The sequence below is a fragment of the Desulfosarcina sp. genome (assembly GCF_033791525.1).
Lineage (GTDB): Bacteria > Desulfobacterota > Desulfobacteria > Desulfobacterales > Desulfosarcinaceae > Desulfosarcina.
Window position 1 is genome coordinate 1 of record NZ_JASJGN010000118.1, and the last position, 4,304, is coordinate 4,304.

Consider the following 4,304-nt stretch of genomic DNA (forward strand, 5'->3'; position numbering starts at 1 on the left):
GCGCTGCAGCGGGCTGTCCAGGTGGATGTCGGCGCTGTGGATGAATTTGATCATGGCTAATTTTTAACCCGTTCGATGGCCGCTTCGCGTTTCTCAACCCGCTCAAGCGCAGTCCTATAGATGACGTAGTATTTGTTGATGTTGCTGACATAGCGGACGGTCTCCTGGCCGACGATTTTCAGCATGGCAATTTCCACATTGCGAAACCACCGGTTGGGGTCCAGTTGCATGCGTATGGCCTTTTTCCTCGCCCGGCGCATTCTGCCCGGACCGGCGTTATAGGCGGCCAGGCTGAAACGCACCTGATCCTGGGGAAGAATCGTCGCGTCATCAAAATATTGGTCTTGCAGAAACTTCAAATACTTGACCCCCGCCTGGATGTTGTTTGCCACGCTGCTGATGTCCGGAATTCCGACATTTGGATCGGCAGCGGTTTCGGGGCGGACCTGCATGATACCGACCGCTCCCTTCGGGCTGACTCTTTTATGGTCGAAACCGGATTCCTGAAAGGCCATGGCACTGATCAACCGCCAGTCGAAGCCATATTCGGCGGCATATTCCTTGAATAGCGGGGCATAAGCCGCCAACTTTTTCCCCGGATTGCCCGCCAGCGGATTTTTGATCCAGGTCGTTTGTTCGTAGTAGCGACTAAACAGGATGTTCCCCAGACGGGTCCCTTTCTGGTGGTTCTTGGCAAAACGATCCAGGCTGGCCTTGAGCGTCGGGCTGGTTTTACGCACGGCCCAGGCGATATCTCCGCCCTTTCGAAAGGTCACATCGCCTAAGACCCGGATGTCGGTGAGAATCTCGGCCCAGGCGGCGGCAATGTGGCTGTCACAAACCGTACGCGCGATCGCTCCGGAATTGACCAGTTCCAGGATGTCTTCGGTTTCCAGGTTTTCATCTGCCGGAACGATCTTGACTGGCCACAAACCCTGCGCACTCAAACGGCGGTTGAGCGCCAGCAGACTCTCGTGGTAGCTGCTGCTCGGACGCACGAAGACGCTGTGTGCGGAAAGCGCGGTGACGTCTTGAATGGGGGCGACCGCCTTGTGGGTGACCAGCACCTCATCGATGCCGGTCACATAGGGGGTGGTGAAATCGACCTGCTTTTGCCGCTCCGGCGTGATTGTCAGGCCTGCAGCGGCGATGTCTCCGTACCCCTCGACCAGGTCGGGAATCAGACGATCCCGGGCGACCGGGATGAACTCGAAAACAATCTGGAGTTCCCTGCGGGTGACACCCTTGTTCAAGGCCTTCTGGTATTGCCTAAGCAGGGCATATTCGAAGCCATGCAGCTTGCCGCGGGCCAGGAAGAAATTGGTCCGGTTGTAGGTGGTCAGAATGCGGATGTATTTTCTCTCCAGCAGACCGCCCAGATCCTCGGCGTAGCTATCAGTCAGGTGTGCATCGAGGGGATGGCTGTTATCGGCCTCCTGGGCTCGGGCCGGTGCGAAGAGGGCCAGCCAAAAAAAAATCGTGAGCAGAACGGCAAGGCTCCGGATCATGGTTCGCTCGGTTCGTTCCAGTAAGAGAAAAGTGGTTTATTTGACCGGGCTCATTTTCATCCGTCTGCGACACGCTTGTCAAGGCGCCTTTTCTTTCAGCTGGGCTACCGTGTCCATATCGCACACATCAAAAATCTGTCCGCATCCCCCGCAAACCATCTCGCACGCATCGGGGCGGCGGGATCGGCGGCGCTTCAGCTCGGCACGACACTCCGGGCATTTCAGTTCGTGACCGGCGTCACGGTTATCATTTGCATCAACCATTAGTTTTCTCCTCTCACCGAAAGTTTGAGTGTAAAAGAGTGAATTATTTGCAATGCATCATTAAATCGGTTGCAGTGTTTATCAAGAATAAAAGAAATGGGTTTGAATTCAAGGACAACGAGACATTTAATCACAAATCGTCGCATCAATAGCCTTCAACCACGATAGTAGCGAATCTCAAACGGTTTCGTAAGAAGCCCGAGATCAAGGCTTGCGAATCCCGAGGAATGAGGCGTACTGACGGTACGCCGCAGTGACGAGGGATGAAGCGTAACGCAGATATCGGACTTCTTAAGGATCCGTCAAGCTTTCAGGAGCTGCACGATAACATGGAACAGCCGGGACGGTGGCGGGCCCAGTCCGGCCGTCTGGCGGCAAAGGCCTCCTTTTCCGGCTGGTCGTCGTAGGGGCGACGCAGCAGGTCGAGCAGTTCGTGAATCAGCGAAAAATCATCCTTTTCGGCCTTGTCGATGGCCATTTGCGCCATGTAGTTGCGAAGCACATATTTGGGGTTGACCGCATTCATGCGACGGCGTCGGGTCTGGTGGGGGATGTTGTCCCGGCCGGCCCGTTTCAGATAGCGTCGAAGCCAGTTGCCGGTCCGGCTGCGGATTTCATCCGTCAATTGTTCGGGAACGTAATAGGCGTCCATGAGCGGGGCCATGATTGCTTCATCAGCGGCTACGGCCAGGGCGGGGTCTTCTCCATCCAGCCGGGCGAGCCGGCGGAAGAAGATGGTCATGTCGGTTTCGGCCAGAGGTAAAATGGCCAGCAGCTCGGTGATCAACGCCTCGTCCGTTGCCGGATCGTATGCATTCAATCCCAGCTTGCGGGCCATCATCTGCTGCCAGCCCTGCCGGTATTTGTTCACGTAATTGTCCAGGACCGCCTGCAGGGGCTCGGCCTGCCCGATCAGCGGATAGATGGCGTTGGCCAGCTGGGCGAGATTCCACTGGGCAATGGCCGGCTGATGGCCGAAACGGTAGCGGCGCCCGGCGGCGTCGGTGGTGTTGGGTGTCCAGTTGGGGTCGTAATTTTCCAGCCAGCCATAGGGGCCGTAGTCGATGGTCAGGCCGAGAATGGACATGTTGTCCGTGTTCATCACGCCGTGAACGAATCCCACCCGCATCCAGTGGACGATCATTTCGGCGGTGCGGCGGCACACCTCCTCGAACCACCGCAGGTAAGCATCCGGCGACGGTTCACCCAGGTGGGGGAAATCGGTGCGGAGCGTATAGTCCGCCAGCTGCTTCAATACGTCCATTTCATCCCTGGCGGCGAAGATCTGGAAGCTGCCGAAGCGCGTAAATGACGGCGAAACCCGGCAGACCACAACCCCCGGTTCCAGTTTGGGATGACCGTCGTAGAACATGTCCCGCTCCACCTCCTCACCGGTCAGGGTCAGACTCAGCGCACGGGTGGTGGGCACGCCCAGGTGAAACATGGCCTCGCTGCACAGGAACTCGCGCACCGACGAGCGCAGCACCGCCAGCCCGTCGGCCGTTCGTGAATAAGGCGTTGGGCCGGCCCCTTTCAGCTGTAGCATCCATCGCTGCGAATGCCCATTGACGATTTCGCCCAGGTTGATGGCCCGGCCGTCTCCCAGTTGACCGGCCCAGTTGCCGAACTGGTGACCGCCGTAGCACATGGCAAAGGGTTGCATGCCCGGCAGCAGACGATTGCCGGTGAACACCTGGGTGAACGCATCTGATTCGCAGGCCTTTTTTGAAAGGCCCAGCAGGTCGGCCACCTCCCGCGAATACGCAACCAGCCGGGGCGCCGCCACGGGCGTGGGATTGACCAGGGAATAGCACGCCCCAGTCACCTGACGGCGCCGGTTTTGACGATCAGGATCGGCAGGCAGGTCACGGGTGAAGCGGTTGTCAAAACGCAGCGCGTCCAGGGTTTCTTGTGTTTTTGTGGACGTCTGACTGGGTGAAATAAAATCGGCTGATTCAAGTAGGTTCATCCGGACCGTCCCTTCGCTCATCGGCATATCACACACCGCCATCGGATAGTCCGATAATGTTGCCTGAGTGGCTTGCACGGATGGCCGGTGTTTGGTTTCTGATCGGCAACTTTTTTCAAGTTAAGCACTGAACCCCAAAGATGCTATACCGCGGGCTCAAAACGAGGGAATGGGGGATGCGGGAAGGGGGTTGGAAAGATTGAAGATTCCCCGCAAAAAGCCGCGGGGAACGCCCTCGCTATCACGGTTCAGGGAGGAGTCGACGTAATAAAATCGGGTGACCGGCGTTGCCGGACCATGGATCATTCCACGGCAGGTGGATTGCCGACCCCGGCTCCTTCCGCAGCGGACGTGCCGCCCGGGATGACAGCCTCCGGGGTTGAGGCATCTTCCGGTTCAGGGTCGTCTGCCGGTGAAGCCTCAGTCTCGGCGGCCGGTTCGACCTCTTCCTGATAGTTCTGGGGCGGCGATGAAAACGAAATGGCGCCGCCGGTACCGCCGGGGTCAGCTTTACCGAATACCGTGATGGTGACGAGCTTGTCTGACTCCCAGACGATCGAGTG

4 protein-coding genes are annotated in these 4,304 nt (G+C 57.9%); all 4 read right to left on the minus strand.

Translation table 11 applies throughout. The features are described from left to right. Nucleotides 1-56: 56 nt before the first annotated feature. On the minus strand, nt 57-1,508 hold the full coding sequence (locus QNK41_RS05595; RefSeq protein WP_319254616.1) for a lytic transglycosylase F: 1,452 nt from the start codon (nt 1,506-1,508) through the stop codon (nt 57-59). Nucleotides 1,509-1,586: 78 nt separating this feature from the next. Beyond that, complete coding sequence (locus tag QNK41_RS05600) at nt 1,587-1,772, minus strand: hypothetical protein (protein WP_319254619.1); 186 nt, start codon at nt 1,770-1,772, stop codon at nt 1,587-1,589. Nucleotides 1,773-2,082: 310 nt separating this feature from the next. After that, nucleotides 2,083-3,741 carry a protein adenylyltransferase SelO gene (locus QNK41_RS05605; RefSeq protein WP_319254621.1) on the minus strand — a complete coding sequence of 553 codons (1,659 nt, stop codon included), beginning with the start codon at nt 3,739-3,741 and terminating at the stop codon, nt 2,083-2,085. Between the two features lie 302 nt (nt 3,742-4,043). Beyond that, nucleotides 4,044-4,304: hypothetical protein (locus tag QNK41_RS05610; protein ID WP_319254623.1), on the minus strand; the 261-nt coding region annotated here is incomplete at its 5' end.